We start from the raw sequence: 16,961 nt of genomic DNA on the forward strand, positions 1-16,961 counted from the left end.
CGTGGCTGTTGGTTTGGTTATCGTTCGATGTCGTATTTCTTCATCTTGTTGTACATGTGGCTGCGCTGGATATCGATGGCCTCGGCAGTTTGGGAAATATTCCATCCGTGCTCCTCCAGCTTGCGCAGCAGGAAGGCGCGCTCGGCCGCCTCCTTGAACTGCTGGAAGGTCTGGCGGTCGTCCATCATCGCCTCCAGGCGCTCCTCCCCGCTGCGTCCGGCCAGGTTGAGGGCCTCCACGTCGGCGCGCCCGATGGTGCTGTTCTCGGCCAGCAGGCCCAAACGCTCCACCGCGTTCTGCAGTTCGCGCACGTTGCCCGACCAGGGCAGCTCGCTGAGCAGCTCCAGGGCCTCCTCCGAAAACTCCTTGCCGGAGAAGACGATGTCCTCCTCCCCCAGCCGCTCCAGGGTGGCCCGCGCCAGCACAGGGATGTCTTTCCTGCGGCGCCGCAGGGGCGGCACCTCCACCGGGATTACGTTCAGGCGGTGGAAGAGGTCCTCGCGGAAGGCGCCCTCGTCGATTTCCTCCTCCAGCTTCTTATTGGTGGCGGCCAGCACGCGCACATCCACCGGTATGCTTTCGTTGCCACCCACGCGGGTGATGGCATGTTCCTGCAGGGCACGGAGCACCTTGGCCTGGGCTTCCAGGCTCATATCGCCCACCTCGTCCAGGAAAAGGGTGCCGCCGTCGGCCTGCTCGAACTTGCCGATGCGCCGCTCCGTGGCCCCCGTGAAGGCACCCTCCTCATGGCCGAAAAGCTCGCTTTCCAGCAGGTTTTCGGGGATGGCGGCGCAGTTCACGTCCACGAAGGGTCCGTCGGGGCGCCGGCTCTTCTCGTGGATCCAGCGGGCCACCAGCTCCTTGCCGGTGCCGTTCTCCCCGCTGATCATCACCCGCGAGCTGGTGCGCGCCACCTTGTCGATCAGGTTTTTTATTTCGGCGATGGCCTCGCTCTCGCCCAGGATTTCCGGTACCTGGTGCAGCTGGGAGCGCATGCGGCGGTTTTTACGGCTGAGCTCGCCCTTGTCCAGGGCGTTGCGCACGCTCACCAGCAGGCGGTTCAGGTCAGGCGGTTTTTCGATGAAGTCGAAGGCCCCCATTTTGGTCGCCTCCACCGCCAGTTCGATATTCCCGTGGCCCGAAATCATGATTACGGGAAGCTCCCGGTCGTCCTCCCCCAGCTTTTCAAGCACCTCCATGCCGTCCATGCCTTTCATCTTGATGTCCAGCAGAAGCAGGTCGACGGTCTCCTCCTCCAGCACCTCAAAGGTGCGGCCGGCGTTCTCGGCCTCGTGGACGGCGTAGCCTTCGAACTCCAGGATCTCACGCAGGGAGTTGCGGATGCTCTTCTCGTCGTCCGTTATCAGTATGTGCGCCTTGGGGGCCATTCGCGGGTCGGGATGCGGGTTAGTAATCCTCGTACCAGTGGCGCAGGATGCGCTCATGCAGCCAATCCAGGTAGGTGGTCCTGGCGGTGTAGTGGTTGGTCATCATGGTGAAAATCAGCGGACGGCCGGAGGCGGCCTCCAGGTAGCCGCTGAGGGCGCGCACCCCGGAGACGTAACCGGTTTTCCCGCGCAGGTTGCCCGCCAGGGGCGTGCCCTGGAAGCGGTGGCTGATGGAACCGTCCACCCCTGCGATGGCCAGGCTGTTTCGCCAGGTGTCGAAGTGCGGATGGGACTGCATGCCCACCAGCAGGCGGTTGAGGTCCTCGGCCGTCAGCAGGGTGGCCGGCGACATGCCCGCGGCATCGGTTAACTCCACGCGCGTGGTATCCATGCCCATCTCGTGGGCGAAATTTTCGATCAGGCCCAGTCCCAGCTCCGTGCTTCCCTGCTCGTCGTAGCGTTCGGCGGCCATGGTCTTCATGAGCATTTCCATATAGAAATTATTGCTCTCCTTGTTGGTCTCCTGCAAGATGAGTCGCAGCGGCGGGGAGCGATGGCGTGTAAGCAGGGTGTAGGTATCGCCCTCGAAGTCCCTCGGCTGGTGCTCCAGGATCATGCGGCCGTCGACCGTCATCCCCCCGTCGCGCAGGTATTCCAGAAAGGTATCCATAAAATAGAGGGAGGCGTTGTGCACGGCGAGGGACTCCTCCTCATAGTGGTTGCGGGGCACCTTGCTGCCCAGCGTGATAATGTTGGTGCCCAGCTCCCGACGGTAGAACTCGTCGAATTCGGTATCGGGCGGGGTGATCACCTGCTCGTTGACAAAGGTGACGTAATCGGTGTCAAAGGGGAACCACTGGATGCGCGGTTTTTCCCCCACCGGCCGGTCGGCAAAAACCTGCAGGTCCACCGCATTGTTGTTAAAGGAGAGGGCACTTATCTCCACCCCGTAATAGTAGGTCAAATCCTCCCAGCTCCAGCCCTTGGGATAGACCTGACGCTCGAAATAGGCGTCGTTGCCTACCAGGTTGCCGCGGATGCGGCGTATGCCGAGGGAGTCGAGCGTGCTGTAGAACTTCTCGAAGACGTGGAAACGGTGTTCATCGTAGAACAGGCCGCTGATGGTGGGATCGCCGCGCCCCTCCACCACCAGGTCGCCCATCCAGGTGCTGTCCTGCTGGTGGCCTATGCCCCAGACGCGCGTTTCGAAGCGGTAGTCGGGTCCCAGCTGATCCAGGGCCGCCGCTGTGCTGAGCAGTTTCAGGTTGGAAGCGGGCCGCATAAGCTTTTCCGGGTAGTAGGACTCCAGCACCCTCCCGGTGGTGTCGGTGACAATCACCGACCACCAGGCGTTGGCGGCGCGGCTGTTTTCAATCATCTGCTGCACGTCTTCCGAGAGCTGCATGCCGGGATGCTCCTGCGCCTGCGCGGGCTGAAGAGCCGCGGCCGCCGCCAGCAGCAGGACCGCAAGTGCCCCGCTCAGCCTGTGTGCGTTACAATGCATGGGTAGGATTGGCTATTCGTTCGGATGGCCCTGATCCGGCGTTGCCGGGGCTGGGACCGATTACGGCTCAGGAACGAACTTGTTCCTGCTCTTCGAAGACCTCCAGGATCTCCGCGGCGTCATCGCAGGCCTCCAGCCGGCGCCGGAAATCGGCGTTGTTCATCAGCCGGGAAATCCGGCTGAGGGTCTTGATGTGCAGACTGTTGCTGCCCTTGGGGCCCACCAGCAGGAAAACCATGGAGACCGGCTCCCCGTCGATGGACTGGTAGTCCACCGGCTCCTCGAGCAGGGCGAAGGCGGCGTAGTTGTTCTCGATGCCGGCCGCCTTGCCGTGTGGTATGGCCAGCCCCTTGCCCACGCCGGTGGACATGATCTGCTCGCGCTCCATCACGGCCTCGCGAATCTTCTCCAGCTCGCCGGGATTCACCTGGGATTTCAAGGTATCGATCAGTTTTTCCAGCACCTCCTCCTTGCTTCCCGCCTTCAGGCCGGGCAGCACGCTGCTCGTATTCAACAAACTCACAATATTCATAGGAGCCAAATATAGGAATCGTGGCCGTCTTCCAACAACGTAAAAAGTGTTTCCTCATTCACGGTTCACCGCTCGCCCTCGCCGGATGACATATAACTTGTGCCGCAATTTTTGTAAACTGTTTCCGTGGACATGCTGCGCGGCATAACGGCGGTATTTTGGAAGGACCTGCAGGCGGAAATGCGCTCGCGCTACGCCATCAACACCGTGCTGGCCTTCGTGGCCGCCTGCCTGCTGCTCATCCTCTACGCGCTTCGCGCCGAGCAGCTCCCCCCCACTCCAAAAAGCGGGCTCATCTGGATCGTCATTCTTTTCGCCGCCCTCTCCAGCCTTTCACGGGCTTTTGTGGCGGAGACCGACCGGCACACGTTTGATCTGTTGCGACTGCACGGGCGAGCCTCCGAGGTCTTCGCGGGCAAGCTGCTCTACAACTTCTGCTTCGCACTGGCCGTGAACGTACTCACCTTCGGCCTCTATATTTTCCTTCTGGGCATGCCGGTGGCCGACGGAGGCGCGCTGGCCCTGGTGCTGCTGCTGGGCACAGCCGGGCTTTCGGCCGTGTCCACCATGCTGGCCGCCATCGTCTCACAGGCCGACCGCAAGGGGGCCATATTCTCCGTAATCAGCCTCCCCCTGCTCTTCCCCCTGGTGCTCTTGCTGGTGCGCGCCACCCGGGCCGCCCTTATCGAGGGACTCACGCCCGAATATGCGGGCGATTTCTGGGCCCTTTTCGGCTTCGCCGGGGCCACGGTTACCGCCGGGATCCTACTTTTTGACTATATTTTTGACTGAAAGCTTGTACTTTACCTTCCCATGACCGACTACTCCGACATGCAGTTCCAATTCGGCGACCGCCGGCTGGTGGGCCAGGAGCAGACGCGCGAGCAAATTTCGCGGATCGTCCGATCGGGACGCATCAGCCACGCCTATCTCTTTTCGGGTCCCCCCGGCGTGGGCAAGACCGCCTTCGCCCTCGCTTTCGCCGAGCTGCTCAACGGGGTGGACCACCTGACAGACCTGGGCGGACAGGCCTTCTCCCGCAAATCGAGCTGGTTCACCCACCCCGACGTACACGTCTTCCTGCCGGTGCCCACCGGCGTGTCGGTGGAGGAACTTCGGGCCCGCCTGGAGCTGCTTCGCGACGACCCTTACGAGGTGGTGGACTTCAGCCTGCGCCCCTCCCTCAGCGATACGGAGGACACCTCCAACAAACAGGCTTTCTATCCTATCCGCTATTTTCGGGAGGAGATTCGGCCCATGGCTTTCTTCAAGCCCAACGAGGGACGAAAGACGGTCATCGTGCTCACCGACGTGGAGAACATGCGCACGGAGGCGGCCAACGCCTTTCTAAAGCTTCTGGAGGAGCCCAACGAGAAGGTCATTTTCCTGCTGACCACCCGCAACACCGAGGCCCTGCTGCCCACCGTCATCTCGCGCTGCCAGCATCTGCAGCTGCGTCCCCTAAAGACCGCCGAAATCGAGGAGGCGCTCATTCGCAACGACGGCCTCCCGGAGGAGGAGGCCCGGTACCTGGCCCGCGTCTCGGGCGGCAACTATGCCATGACCCGCTTTTTCGACGCGGAGACCCTGAAGGAGACCCGCGCCTCCATTGTGACATACCTGCGTGATTCCTACACGCAGGATGCGGTGGCCCTCACCCGCACCGCCCAGAACTGGCAGTCGGAGCGCAACCGCGAGGGGCAGCTCGCCCTGCTGAATGTGCTGGAGGTCTTCCTGCGCGACCTGATGGTCTACCGTGACACCGGCCGCAAGAGCCTGGTCACCAACGCCGACCAGATCGACGTGATCGGGCGCTTTTGCGAAACCATGCCTGAAGCCCGTCTCGAGGAGATGATCGCCGAGGTGGGCCGCTGCAAGCCCATGGTCCTCCAGAACGTACAGTCCAAGTACATTTTTACCGTGCTGGCCCTTCGCTTCTCCTGGATGATGCGTGGCAAGGACCCTGCCATCGCCTCCAACGAGCCCTGGCGCCACCTCCCGGCCTATTCCGCCTGACCCGTGAGTTCCCGCGTGCACATACCGTTTACCAAGATGCAGGGAGCCGGCAACGACTTCGTGGTGCTTGACAACCGCGAGGGGCGCTGGGAGCGCGAGCAGATCATCGAATGGACCCCGCGCCTGTGCAACCGCCGCTTCGGCATCGGGGGCGACGGGGTCATCTCCCTGGAGGCGCCCGACATGGAGGAGGCCGACTGCACCATGTTCTACCGCAACGCCGACGGCTCCGATGCCGGCATGTGCGGCAACGGCGCGCGCTGCCTGGCCCTGCTGGCCCACCGCCTGGGCATGGAAGACGAGCTTGCCTTCAACGTGCACGACGTCCTCTATCGCGCCCGCGTGGAGAGCCGCGACCGCGTCCACATCGCCTTCCCGGTTGAGGCCGGCGTGGAGACCGTGAGACTGTCGCAGGACTGGAAGGTCTACAAGACCTACACGGGCACCGAACATATTGTAATCCCCATCTCCAAGCGCCGTCTGGACGACGAGGGCTGGCTGCGCACCACCGGTGAGAAACTGCGCAACCACGACGCCTTCAACCCGCCCGGAACCAACGTGAATTTCATCTCCTCCCTGGAAGACCGCGTGCTGCGCATGCAGACCTACGAGCGGGGGGTGGAGGACCTCACCCTGGCCTGCGGCACCGGCGCCATCGCCTCCGCCCTGGTCTGGCACTTTCTGCGGCAGTCGCCCAATACCGAAGACACCTGCGAGGTGCGCGCGCCCGGGGGGCGCCTGTACGTGCATTTCCGCTACGACGCCGAGCAGGAACACTACACGGATATCGAACTTGCCGGTCCCGCGAGGGCGGTCTTTGAGGGCAGCTATGTGCTGGACTGAGACCGGGGGGCGCGCGACAGGACTTGCAGGCCGCTCCGCCCTTCCCGCACTCCTCGCCGTATTGACTTTTCTGGCCCTCACCCGATGCGTACCGCTGCGAGGAGGCGGCTCCGACGAAGGAACGGCCGGTTCCGGGCATACGAACAGCTCCAACGCACACGCATGGCAGGGTCCAGCCGGCCTGGCGCCCTACGCCCCCGCCTTCCTTGTGGCCCCGCCCGGCGACATCGCCTCCCTGCGGCTCCATCCGGCAGACCGTCCCTCCCATCCGCCCGTGGTGAGGCTGGGCACGGACGACGCCCTCATCCTCTCCTTCGACCGGCTGGGCGGCGGTTCCGAACGCTTCCATCTGCGCCTGACCCACCGAAACCGCGACTGGGAGCGGAGCACGCTCTCCCCCTACGAGTACGTGGACGGTTTCCACGAAGCCTTCGCAGGAGGCGGGCGTACCAGCACCGGGGGACCTCCTTCCTATGTGCACCACCGCATGGTGATAGGATCGGGCGGGCCACTGGGGACTTTCAGGGCGAGCGGCAACTACCTGCTGGAGGTTTCGGAGGCGGGCGGCGGGGAGCTTCTCTTCTCCCTGCCCTTGCTGGTAACGGAAGACGAAGGTGAGCTGACCGCCGCTACGGAACGTCTCTTCACCTCGGCCACGCGCGGGAACCTCAGGGCCACCCTGCCTCTCAGCGACTATCGCTACCCTGACGGGATTTCCTTCCCGCAGTTCGACCTGCACGCGGTATGGGTGCCCGACCTGCTCTGGGGACGTCGCACCGGGGCGGGCGTTCAAGATCGTACGGCCCCGAACGCGGTGCGCTTTCGCCAGGAACGCGAAGCGGCATGGCCCGACAACTACTTTCGCCGACGCCTCGACCTGCGCCTGGACGGCGGCTTCGGCGCGGGCAACCCTCAGATCCGCCAGGTACGGCGGGACACCGTTCCGCGCCGGGTCACCCTCGAGCGGGACCTGCAATCCTTCCCCAGGACTTCGCCCTCCGGAGATCCCGGCCGCTCTCTTGACGAGGGACCCTCCTCCGACCGCGCGGCCGACTACCTGCAGGTGGATTTCTCACTGGAGCCCGGCGGGAAGGAGTGGCGGCTGGGAAAGACATCGGCATCAACGCCCGCAGAAGTGACGCTCTTCGTGGCCGGCGATTTCAACGGGTGGCGGCTGGAGCCGCGGCACCGCATGCGTTGGGATGCCGGCGAGGGACTTTGGAGGGGCAGCGCCCTGGTCAAGGAGGGGGCATGGCATTACGCCTACCTGCTGCGCGGGCCGGAGGGAGACGTGCGTTCGGTGGGGCCCCTTCCGTCGACCGGCGAGGCGCCCCACGAAATTCTCGCCCTGGTCTACTACACCGACCCCGTCCGCGGCCACGACCGCCTGCTGCAGGCAAAGCTGAACCGCTGAATGAACGGGCCTTCCCTCTAGAAGTCGAGGCCCAGAGAGATGTAGTGTACCGGCTTGCCGGCAAATCCGTCGGAGTAGTAGGGCCAACCCACGTCGTACCGCAGCGGCAGTCCGAAGACGATGGTGCGCAGCCCGAAGCCGGCGCCGATCAGCACGTCGCCGTCCCTGAAGGGCAGCGGCGAGTAGCGCTCGTCCTCGGGTTCATCCGGCAGGTTGTCTACGACATTTCCTGTGGCGTTGTCATAGTATTTCGTACCCCGTTCCTGCACGTGGAAGTCGAAGTCGCCGTCGTTCGTAAAGTAAGGCAACTGCATTCCGTTGGAGAGCGGCACGCTAAATTCAATGTCCTTTCCCCAGGCCATGCCGGCATCGAAGAAGGCCACGCCCTGCATGTTGTAGAGCGGCAGGAAGGGAATGGGACCCGGAAGGATGGCCGCGAAGAGCGGGAAGCGGAACTCCAGGTTGGTCATGGTAAACTTGTCGCCGTATATGGCGTTGTATGCGTGTCCCCTCAGCGGCAGGGCCGGCAGGGTGATGAAGGTATCGCCCAGCTTGTCGAGGGGCAGCGGGGTCTCGGAGTTGAAACGCCGATTGATCCACCCCTGCATGCCTCCCATAAAGAAGGTCTGCGAGTCACGTCCCAGCGATACCGCTCCGGCGCCACGCAAGGCTACGGAGTATCCGGCTCCCAGGTTGAAGTACTTGCGGAAATCGCCCAGAAGGGAGGCAAAGTGCAGGGTATTGCCGGTGATGGGGGGAGATCCGGTCAGGCTTAACGAATAGCGGGAGCCGCCTATCGGGTGGGTATAGCCGGCCAGCGTGCGGTCACTGGTGAAGATGATCTGCGGGTAGAGGAACTCCGAACTGTTGTTGGTGGTGGCGTCCTGACCGACGACACTGAAATCCTGCGCGAGTCCAATACCCGACAGGCTGAAGTCAAGTCGGCGAAACTGGTCGATAGGATACTGCGCGGACACGCCCAGCCCGTAGTTGCGGAAGCGGTACACCTGCCCGCTGAAGCCCTGGTAGCTGCTGGCGTTGTGGAAAAAGGTGTATTGCCAGTTCCAGCGATCCTTGAAGTTGCCGTACTGCAGATAGTAGTTGCTGTTGCGCAGGTCGAGCACCAGGTTACTGCCAAAAACGATCTGGTGGTCGCCCAGCAGGTCGGACAGCACGATCTGCGTCATCCCGTATCCGCCATAGTAGGTGGAAAAGCCTCCGCCGGAATAGACCAGATCGGTCGTGAAGCGAAGACGGTAGTCCTTGGGCTGAAAACGCCCGTCCTCGGTCTGGCTGTTGATGGGTGCGAAGGTGGAGTCGTCCAGGTACTGTGCGGTAAAGGCGGTGTCCTGGGATACGGACGACTCAAAGACGTAGTTGCGAAAATCGATATTGCCCCTGGCGTCCCGCCCGGTGGTGTCGGTTGTGGTGGTGTCGTCGGCCTGACGCCCGGCATCGGCCATCGCCTCGCCGGTACGCGGGTCGGTTTCCACGGCATCGCCCGATCCGGTAATCAGCTCCCCGCTGCTTCCAAACATCTGCTTTACGTAGCGAATGGCAGGCACTCGCTCCCCGTAACTCTCTGTGGCGCGGCGCTGCGCCCAACGGTTGGGCTGAAGCTCCTGGCCGCGGGCGCGGGTCAGGGGCTGCCTGACCAGAAAGATGTCGGTATAGCCCTCGTTGATGCTGGCCACCGCCAGGCGGGTGCCGTCGGAGCTCACCGAGATCTGCTGCACGCCGGTCAGCAGGTTGGTCAGCGGTGTGGAGATGCGGTCGTCCAGGTTCATCTCGAAGACATTGCGTATGCCGTTTTCGTCGGAAATGTAGATCAGGCGTCCGTCGCGTGTGGTCACAGGCTCATCCTCGTTCCAGCCGGGCGTATTGGTAAGCCGCGTGACGCGCTCCTCGCCCACGCGCACCGAATAGATATCGGTGGTGTACATGAAGTCGGACCTCAGCAGGTCAGCGTTGTTCAGGAAGGTGCCCAGCTGCAGGTTGTCGCCACGCGCGGATGTGAAATAGATCGTCTGTGAGTCGGCACCCCAGGCGGGCTGCACATCGGTGATGGCGTCGTTGGTCACGTTGATGAAGTTACGCTCCTCCACGTTGTAGACGAAAATGTCCTGAAGCGGACCGATGTTCCCGTCAAAAGCGATCTTGGAGCCGTCCGGAGACCAGGACACCGAACCGATGGCGCTCAGCTCGGGAAATTCGACAAACTGCTTGTTGCCGGTCTGATAGTCCACAATGGCCAGGTGGTCCTTGCCTTGCGATTTGGCTGAAAGGGCGATCTGCGAGCCGTCGGGGGACCAGGTGAGGTTGGGGTTGAGGATGTTCAGTTCCTCAAACTCTACGTTGTCCTGCCCGGAAATAAGGGTCTTGAGCACTTCGCCTGTCACCGCGCTGACCACCACCACGTCAAAATATCCGCGGTGGTTGGTGATCATGGCGATCTTGTCGCCCTGCGGGGAGAGGGCCGGGGAGGTGTTGTAGGTGCCCAGTTTGCCGCGTTCGGTGATATGCTCGGCGAAGTTGTCGAGGTCCTCGCGCTGGGCCACTTCGGGAAAGTAGATTTTGCGGTAGTAGTCGTGCCAGGCCTCGCTCAGCTGCTCGATGTTCATGCCCAGGGCGCGCTGGAAGGCGCCGTTAATGGTGCGGGTGGCACGAGCCCCGTGGAGGATCTCCCCGATCTTCTGGCGTCCGTACTCCTCCACGATGAAGTTCCAGATGGATTGCCCGCCCCGGTAGGCCAGGTAACCAGAAAGCTGGTTGATGGCCGGCATGTAGTCGTTGAGCAAGCCGTCGCGCATGAACATGTCGGTGTTGGTGTCCCATGCCACGGAGATGTACTCGGCCAGCCCCTCGTCAAACCAGTTGGGAATCTGCAGCTGCGCGCGTCCGCTGACCAGCGACTGCACATTGCCCCCGTAAAACATGTCGTTGACCACGGCGTGCACCAGCTCGTGCTGCAGGGTGCTCCGGAACTCGTCGTAGTTCCCGCTGAAGGGCATGATGATGCGGTTCTTGAAGGGCTCGGTCGCCCCGCCTATGCCCTCGGCGTTGACCGGGAGGGCCGCCACATTGGTCTGCGAGAAGTCGTTGTGGGAGTCGTAGACCACCACCTTGATGCGGTCGATGATCTGATGGTCGAAATCCTCATGAATCTGCCGCAGCGACGACTCCATCACCCTGGCCGTAAAGTTGGCCAGGTCGTAGTTCTCCGAATCGTAGTAGAAGACATCGAAGTGCTCCGACTGGATGTAGCGCCAGTCAAAGTCGGTGTACTGCACCCGGTTCTTCCCGAAGGAGAAGTACTGGGCCTGGACCGGCAGAGCTGAAGAAAGCAGCAGGAGGAGGGCTAGCGCTAGGCTGCCCGCGAGTGCGGAAAGAGGCCGTCGGATGGATGTCATAGGAGATGTCTACATTACGAGAGCAATTAGGAACCGTCGTCAACCAGTTTGAGGTCGATCTGGCGCTGTTCTACATCAGTCTTAACGACCTTAACCCGAATTTCTTTTCCGAGCTGGTATTTTTTTCCCTTATTGCGGCCCTGCAGCAGGTGACGCTTCTCATCATAGACGTAATAATCGTCATTCAAATCACTTACACGCACCATGCCCTCGCAGTGGAGATCTTTTAGGTCTACGAAGATGCCGGCCTCGATCACCCCGCTGATCACCCCGTCGAAGTCCTCTCCAAGGTGCTGGCTAAGGTATTCCACCTGCTTGAGCTTGACGGAGTCGCGTTCGGCGTTGATGGCCGATCGTTCCTTTTCGCTGCAATGACTGCCTTGCTTTTTCAGCTCCGTGTGGCGGTAACCCGGCTTGCCTGCGGCGTAGGCTTTCAGCAGGCGGTGTACAATCACGTCCGGATAACGCCGGATGGGCGAGGTGAAGTGGGCGTAGTGATCAAAACCCAGTCCGAAGTGTCCGATGTTGTCGGGATGGTATTCGGCCTTGGACATGGCCCGCAGCATGAGGTCGTTGACCGTGAGCTCCAGGGAGGTGTCCTCCACGTCGTTGAGCAAGGTGTTGATGGCCTTGGAACTCACCGTGTGGCTGTCCACCCGGAAGCTGATGCCGATGGGCTTCACGTTCTCCTCGATGTTGCGCAGTTTCTCCAGGTCGGGCATGTCGTGAATGCGGTAAAGAAAGGGGTGGTTGTCCTTGTCCTTCGGGCTCTTGCCAGAGCGCTCACGCAGCATGTCGATGTGGCGGGCGATGGTCTGGTTGGCCATGAGCATGCACTCCTCAACGAGCCGGTGGGCGAACAGACGCTCCTTGATCTTCACGTCAATGGGCTTGCCGTTCTCGTCCAGGATGAATTTAGGCTCGGGCGTGTCAAAGTTGATGCTGCCCTCGCTGAAGCGCTTGTCCAAGAGTACCTGCGCCAATTTGGCCGCCGTATTGAGCTGCTTGGCGTATTCGCTGTCGCGTTCGCCGTCAATGACCTCCTGGGCCTGCTCGTAGGTAAATCGGTGATTGGAGTGGATGACCGTTTCCTCGATAGAATGATCCACCAGCTTGCCGTCGGGAGTGATCTCCATGAAACAGGAGTAGGCAAGCTTATCCTCGCGGGGACGCAGGCTGCAGACCCCGTTGCTTAGTTTCTCGGGCAGCATGGGAATGACGCGGTCGACCAGGTAGACGCTGGTGCCGCGATTGTAGGCCTCCTGGTCAAGTACGGAATCGCGCGGCATGTAGTGGGTCACGTCGGCGATGTGCACTCCCAGGTAAAAGTTGCCGTTTTGAAGCACCTCGATGCTGATGGCGTCGTCGAAGTCCTTGGCGTCGTCAGGGTCAATGGTAAGGATCACCTCGTCGCGCAGATCGTTTCTGCGATCGATCTCCTTCTGCGGGACCTCCATGGGTATGTTCTCGGCGTAGTCCACGACTTCCTGTGGGAAGGGCGCCTTGATCTGGTTTTCGGCCAGGATGGAGAGCAGGTTGCTGTCGTTGGTGCCGGCCTTGCCCAGCACCTGTACGATACTGGCCTCCGGCAGGGACCTGGGATGCACCCAGTCTACCAGTTCGAAGACCACCTTGTCGCCGTCCTGCGCGCCGTCCACATTTTGGGGAAGGATAAAGAAATCGGTGTGGGCGGAGTTCTGGTCAGGCTGAATGAGCCAGTTCTTCTTGCCCTGGCGTTTCAGCGTACCCACGAAGATGCTGTTTCCCCGCTCGATGACCTCCAGCACCTTGCCCTCGGCCTGTCCTCCGCGGCCGGAGTCCGTGAGAATCTCCGCCTTGACGGTATCGTTCTTGAGGGCTGTGCCCATGTGCTTGCCATTTATGCGGACATCTTCCTCGCGGTCTTCCACCATGAGATAGCCGGTGCCGTGGCGGCTCACGTCCATCTTGCCGGTCACGATCTTGCCGTCGCGCTTCCCGCCGCCCCGCTTCTTGCGGTTGTCGGCCAGCTGGAGGTCCCCCCCTTTGCGCTTGACGATAAGGTTGCGGTCGTAGAGACTGTTTATGACGCTTTTCAGATGCTGGTTGTCCTTCTTGCCCTTCACCTGAAGAACATTCTGCAGGGTTTCAAAGGGATACTGGGAATCCGGATTGCTGCGAAGCAGCTCCAGAATAATACGTTCAAAGGTCTTTTTTCGGTCGGACATTTTTTAAAAAGTCTTAAAGTTATTAAGTCGTAAAGTCGTAAAGTCGAAAAGTCGAAAAGTCTGGAAGTCGGAGGTTGTTGGTAACGTTTATTTTTGTTGTGCAATTTCGTCGTTTTCCTCTTCGTCATCATCTCCCCCAAAGATGGCGCGGAAGAAGTCTCCTATGCGCCGCTTGAGTTCCTGCCAGGTGTTAAACTGCACCTCCGCCTCCAGGCCGATGCCGTCCACGCTGGGCGTGACGTCGGTGGTCTGAGAGCCGGTGGCCGCGGTTCCGAAAACCTGGTCCTGTCGGTGAAATGCGGTGAGCGAAAGTCCCCTGCGGATGCGGTAGGTGGCGTTGAGATCGCCAATCCGGTCTCCAATGGAGGTCTCTCCGGTAATCTGTCCCTCCCTTCTGAGGATGAGGCGGTCGTTATAGAGCCGCAGGGCGATCCCGAGATCGATCTGGTTGTAGGTATTCAGGTTGAAATCAATATCAAAGCGGCTGACTTCACTGTTTAATAACGAGTTTATTTGGTTGGAAAGCAACGGGCTGATCACCTGGTTGGAAATCAGGGGGTTGAGCACCGTGGAACCGCGTGTGAGGCTCTGGCTGAGCGTTGTGGTGGCCTGATCGGTGTTTTGCACGGGGATGAAACGGTCGGTAAGCAGAATACTGGCGGCCTGCAGCAGCTTCTGCTGTTCGTCGCGGTTGATCTGGCTGATGGTATAGGAGAGTGTGGAGTTGGAGGAGAGGTCCAGGGAGTTGGGCATGCGGAAGAAATAGTTGTTGCGCACGCTGCTGACGGTGCCTGTAATCTCCACCACCAACTCCACGGGCACGCGTCGGCCGGTCTCCTCTCCCAGTCCCCCATCGGGCAGCCCGGTGCCGCGGTAGTTGAGCAGGGAAATGTCCGGGCGGGCGCGGTAGACGGCGCTGATATTCATCTGCGCATTGGCGGGGTCGCCCTGCCAGACGATGTCGCCCCCCTGCTCCAGGTCCAGTTCGCGGCTGATCACGTCGCTGGCCACAAAGCGGTAGGTTCCGCCGGTAATGTCGTAGCGCCCGAACATCTGCACCTCCTCGTCCTGCATGGTGAGACGGATCTGCCCGGTGCCCCTCGAGGAGAGGGCCTCCCCGGTAACCCGGTCGAAGACCAGGTCCACATTTACCCCGTCTGGGGCGTTGAACTGCAGATCGAGGTTGAAACGCTCGCTGAAGGTCAGATTTTCAATGGCGGTCTGCAAGGCCTCTCCTTGCAGACCGGTGTCGACCTCACCGCGCTCGAGCTCCGCGGCATCCGGGTCGCGCTGGTCGAAGGAATCCACGAAACGGATGAAGCGCCCGGACTCACTCAGCTCGGTCTCCTCCAGGAGGGGGACGGTGATGCGCGAATCGGAGGTTACCTGTATGGGACTTTCAGTGCGCAGCAGAAGTTTGGTGTTGGAGCCGCTGATCCGCGCCGTGCCCGTGCCTGCCACAGCCCCGTAGAAGGGCAGGTCGGGATCGAAGCTGTTGTTCAGGAATCGCAGTCCGTCCATTTGCAAGGTGAGATCGAGATAGGTGATGGGACGAAATTCGTTTAGGTCGATGTTTCCCCAGAGCTGGCCGGTACCTCCGCGGGTATCGCGGAGGGCCAGTGAATCAAGCACCACGCCCTCCTGCCGGTCGAAGGCCACCGGACCGTTGGCATAGTATTCGGTCTCCAGGAAAGAGGGTTTCAGGTAGACATCCCGAAGCTCGAAATCGGCATGAAAGTCATAATCCCGCAGATTTCCGGCGAGCCAGCCGCTCCCGCTGGCGCGTCCCTCCACCTGGTTGATGGGATTGACGATGTGGGAAAGCACCCAGAGATCCACCTCATTGAACTGCGCGTCGAAGTGATATACCGTATCCTGCGGGGCGTTAAGGTCGGGCGCCACGAACCAGCCGTCCAGCACGATATCCTGCCCTATCTGGTTGTTGGCTTCCAGGTAGTCGGCATAGCGCGTGGAGTCGGTCAGTATTTCGATGCGCGTATCGAAGCGCGAGTCTTCCTCATTGAGGCGGCTGCTGAAATGCACGTCGCCCACCAGGCGGTCGGCCAGGGTGAGGCGGCGCACGCGCAGCTCACCCTGCACGGAAGGCTGGCGCGTGAGGGAACGGGTGATCAGGTCGCCGTTGAGCTGGCCGGAAAACCCAAGCTGGCCCTGCACCAGCGACGAAATTCGTGCCAGGTTGACGTTGCGGATGGTGTATTCCAGGGCGTGCGAAGGATCCGGGCTCATCACTCCGCTGACCCTCATGAACTCCTCGCGGTTGCGGAAGACGAAATCGTTGAAGAAGAGTTCCCTTCCTTCGGTGTAGACCAGGGTGGGACGCTCCTCGCTGCGCCAGGCATACTCCTCGTTACCGAGCTGGAAACGCTCCACGGCGGCCTCCAGGCGGTCCGGCTCCAATACAGCCGACATGGCCAGGTCGAGACGGGCCTCCCCGCCTACCTGGCCAACGTGTTGGGTCAGTCCCAGCGAGTCGCCGTTGGCGGTCAGGCGGGTGACCACCGAATCGAGCTCCAGCGCCCCGCTGCTAAACGTCCCCACATGAGACTGAAACTCCAGGCTGGCGTAATCGCGGAAGGGGCGGTCGCTTCGGACATTGGCCGTCACCTGCATATTGCCGTTACGCAGGCGTGTCTCCCCCCAGCGTAGGCTGTCCGCATCCAAGGTTCCGCTCAGCAGCAGGGTGGGACCGCTGGTGTTGATGTTGAACTCAAGAGAGGCATCGGTGCTCACCTCAGGCAGCCCCGGAACATAGGAACGGAGCATGCCCACATTCTTTACCTGTGCCGTACCGTCGAGGGAGAGCGTATGACCGGGGTTTAAGACCGGCAATCTTCCCGTCGAATCCTGCACGCCTGCGGAGTCGGACATCATCACCTCCCGGCGGAAACGCCTGGGGAGGTGGTCCGCCCAGAACCGCATCTCTGCGGCGATGCGGGAGGGCACGATAGTGCCATTGAGGGTGAGGTCCAGGAAGGTGCTGGTCAGCCGCAGACTGCGGCGCTCGGAGTCCGGGCGGTTCAGATCCACGTAAAATTGGTGCGGCTCCAGGGTGTCCCCCGCCACCGCCGAGCGGGCAATATCCAGGTTGGCCTGACCCTGCAGACTGTCGGGGCCGGTGCCGCGGAACGCCACGTTGTAGTCCAGGTTGAGCCGGGTGACCGGCGCCCCGCCCCCGGGCAGCAGCTGCGCCAGGTCGAGGTCGCCCGCACCCCCCTGCAGGGAGAAGGCCGGCTCGCGACCGGTAAAGGTGACCGATCCCTTGCCGCTGACCGACTGGCGTCCCGCCCGCCAGTCGTAGCTGTGACTAAGCTCTCCGCTTTGCAGGGAAGCCCGAAAGACCAGGGAGTCGACGGGCACGCCGTAAAGCCTGCTGTCGGTAATGGTGGCCGAGATCTCGGAGACAGCCTCCTGCAGACGGAAACCGGTACCGTCCAGGCGCGAGGTAAAATTAATCCGGGTGCTGTCGCCGGGGTGACCCAGCAGGGGCGCTGCGTCCACATCCCTTCCCTCGAGCGTGAGGGCGTAGCGGTGGGGCGGTGCCGTACGGACTCCCCCCTCCAGGGCGAGCGAGCCGTAGTGCGAACTCTCCAGGGCCAGGTCGGCGCCCAGCGAATCGGCCGTGCCGC

The 16,961-nt window shown here is 61.7% G+C and carries 10 protein-coding genes; 4 read left to right on the forward strand and 6 right to left on the reverse strand.

The window, feature by feature from the left end; genetic code table 11:
- Positions 1 to 17 precede the first annotated feature (17 nt).
- From U5K31_12425 to U5K31_12435, 3 genes are all read right to left on the reverse strand, one after another.
- A complete protein-coding gene (locus tag U5K31_12425) occupies positions 18 to 1,388 on the reverse strand; it encodes a sigma-54 dependent transcriptional regulator (protein MDZ7773528.1) in 1,371 nt (456 codons plus the stop codon).
- A 19-nt stretch (positions 1,389 to 1,407) separates the two neighbouring features.
- On the reverse strand, positions 1,408 to 2,892 hold the full coding sequence (dacB, locus tag U5K31_12430; GenBank protein ID MDZ7773529.1) for a D-alanyl-D-alanine carboxypeptidase/D-alanyl-D-alanine-endopeptidase: 1,485 nt from the start codon (positions 2,890 to 2,892) through the stop codon (positions 1,408 to 1,410).
- 67 nt (positions 2,893 to 2,959) lie between these two features.
- Positions 2,960 to 3,424: a PTS sugar transporter subunit IIA gene (locus U5K31_12435; GenBank protein MDZ7773530.1), complete on the reverse strand. Its 465-nt coding sequence runs from the start codon at positions 3,422 to 3,424 to the stop codon at positions 2,960 to 2,962.
- Positions 3,425 to 3,556: 132 nt separating this feature from the next.
- Here U5K31_12435 and U5K31_12440 point away from each other — a divergent pair, with 132 nt between their 5' ends.
- The 4 genes from U5K31_12440 to U5K31_12455 are packed head-to-tail and all read left to right on the forward strand — an operon-like array spanning position 3,557 to position 7,697.
- Positions 3,557 to 4,216: a heme exporter protein CcmB gene (locus U5K31_12440; protein ID MDZ7773531.1), complete on the forward strand. Its 660-nt coding sequence runs from the start codon at positions 3,557 to 3,559 to the stop codon at positions 4,214 to 4,216.
- Positions 4,217 to 4,237: 21 nt separating this feature from the next.
- Complete coding sequence (locus U5K31_12445; GenBank protein MDZ7773532.1) at positions 4,238 to 5,440, forward strand: AAA family ATPase; 1,203 nt, start codon at positions 4,238 to 4,240, stop codon at positions 5,438 to 5,440.
- A 3-nt stretch (positions 5,441 to 5,443) separates the two neighbouring features.
- The gene (dapF, locus tag U5K31_12450; GenBank protein MDZ7773533.1) at positions 5,444 to 6,283 is read left to right on the forward strand and encodes a diaminopimelate epimerase; all 840 of its coding nucleotides are present in this window, start codon (positions 5,444 to 5,446) and stop codon (positions 6,281 to 6,283) included.
- On the forward strand, positions 6,270 to 7,697 hold the full coding sequence (locus tag U5K31_12455; GenBank protein ID MDZ7773534.1) for a DUF5103 domain-containing protein: 1,428 nt from the start codon (positions 6,270 to 6,272) through the stop codon (positions 7,695 to 7,697). Before dapF ends, U5K31_12455 begins: the two co-directional genes overlap by 14 nt.
- Positions 7,698 to 7,714: 17 nt before the next feature.
- Here U5K31_12455 and U5K31_12460 read toward each other — a convergent pair whose 3' ends face one another.
- The 3 genes from U5K31_12460 to U5K31_12470 all read right to left on the reverse strand — a co-directional run.
- On the reverse strand, positions 7,715 to 11,107 hold the full coding sequence (locus tag U5K31_12460) for a hypothetical protein (GenBank protein ID MDZ7773535.1): 3,393 nt from the start codon (positions 11,105 to 11,107) through the stop codon (positions 7,715 to 7,717).
- A gap of 26 nt (positions 11,108 to 11,133) precedes the next feature.
- The gene (rnr, locus tag U5K31_12465; protein ID MDZ7773536.1) at positions 11,134 to 13,314 is read right to left on the reverse strand and encodes a ribonuclease R; all 2,181 of its coding nucleotides are present in this window, start codon (positions 13,312 to 13,314) and stop codon (positions 11,134 to 11,136) included.
- Positions 13,315 to 13,401: 87 nt separating this feature from the next.
- A partial coding sequence (locus tag U5K31_12470) for a hypothetical protein (GenBank protein MDZ7773537.1) occupies positions 13,402 to 16,961 on the reverse strand: 3,560 nt, incomplete at its 5' end.

Source organism: Balneolaceae bacterium, from assembly GCA_034521445.1.
Taxonomy (GTDB): Bacteria; Bacteroidota; Rhodothermia; order Balneolales; family Balneolaceae; genus JAXHMM01.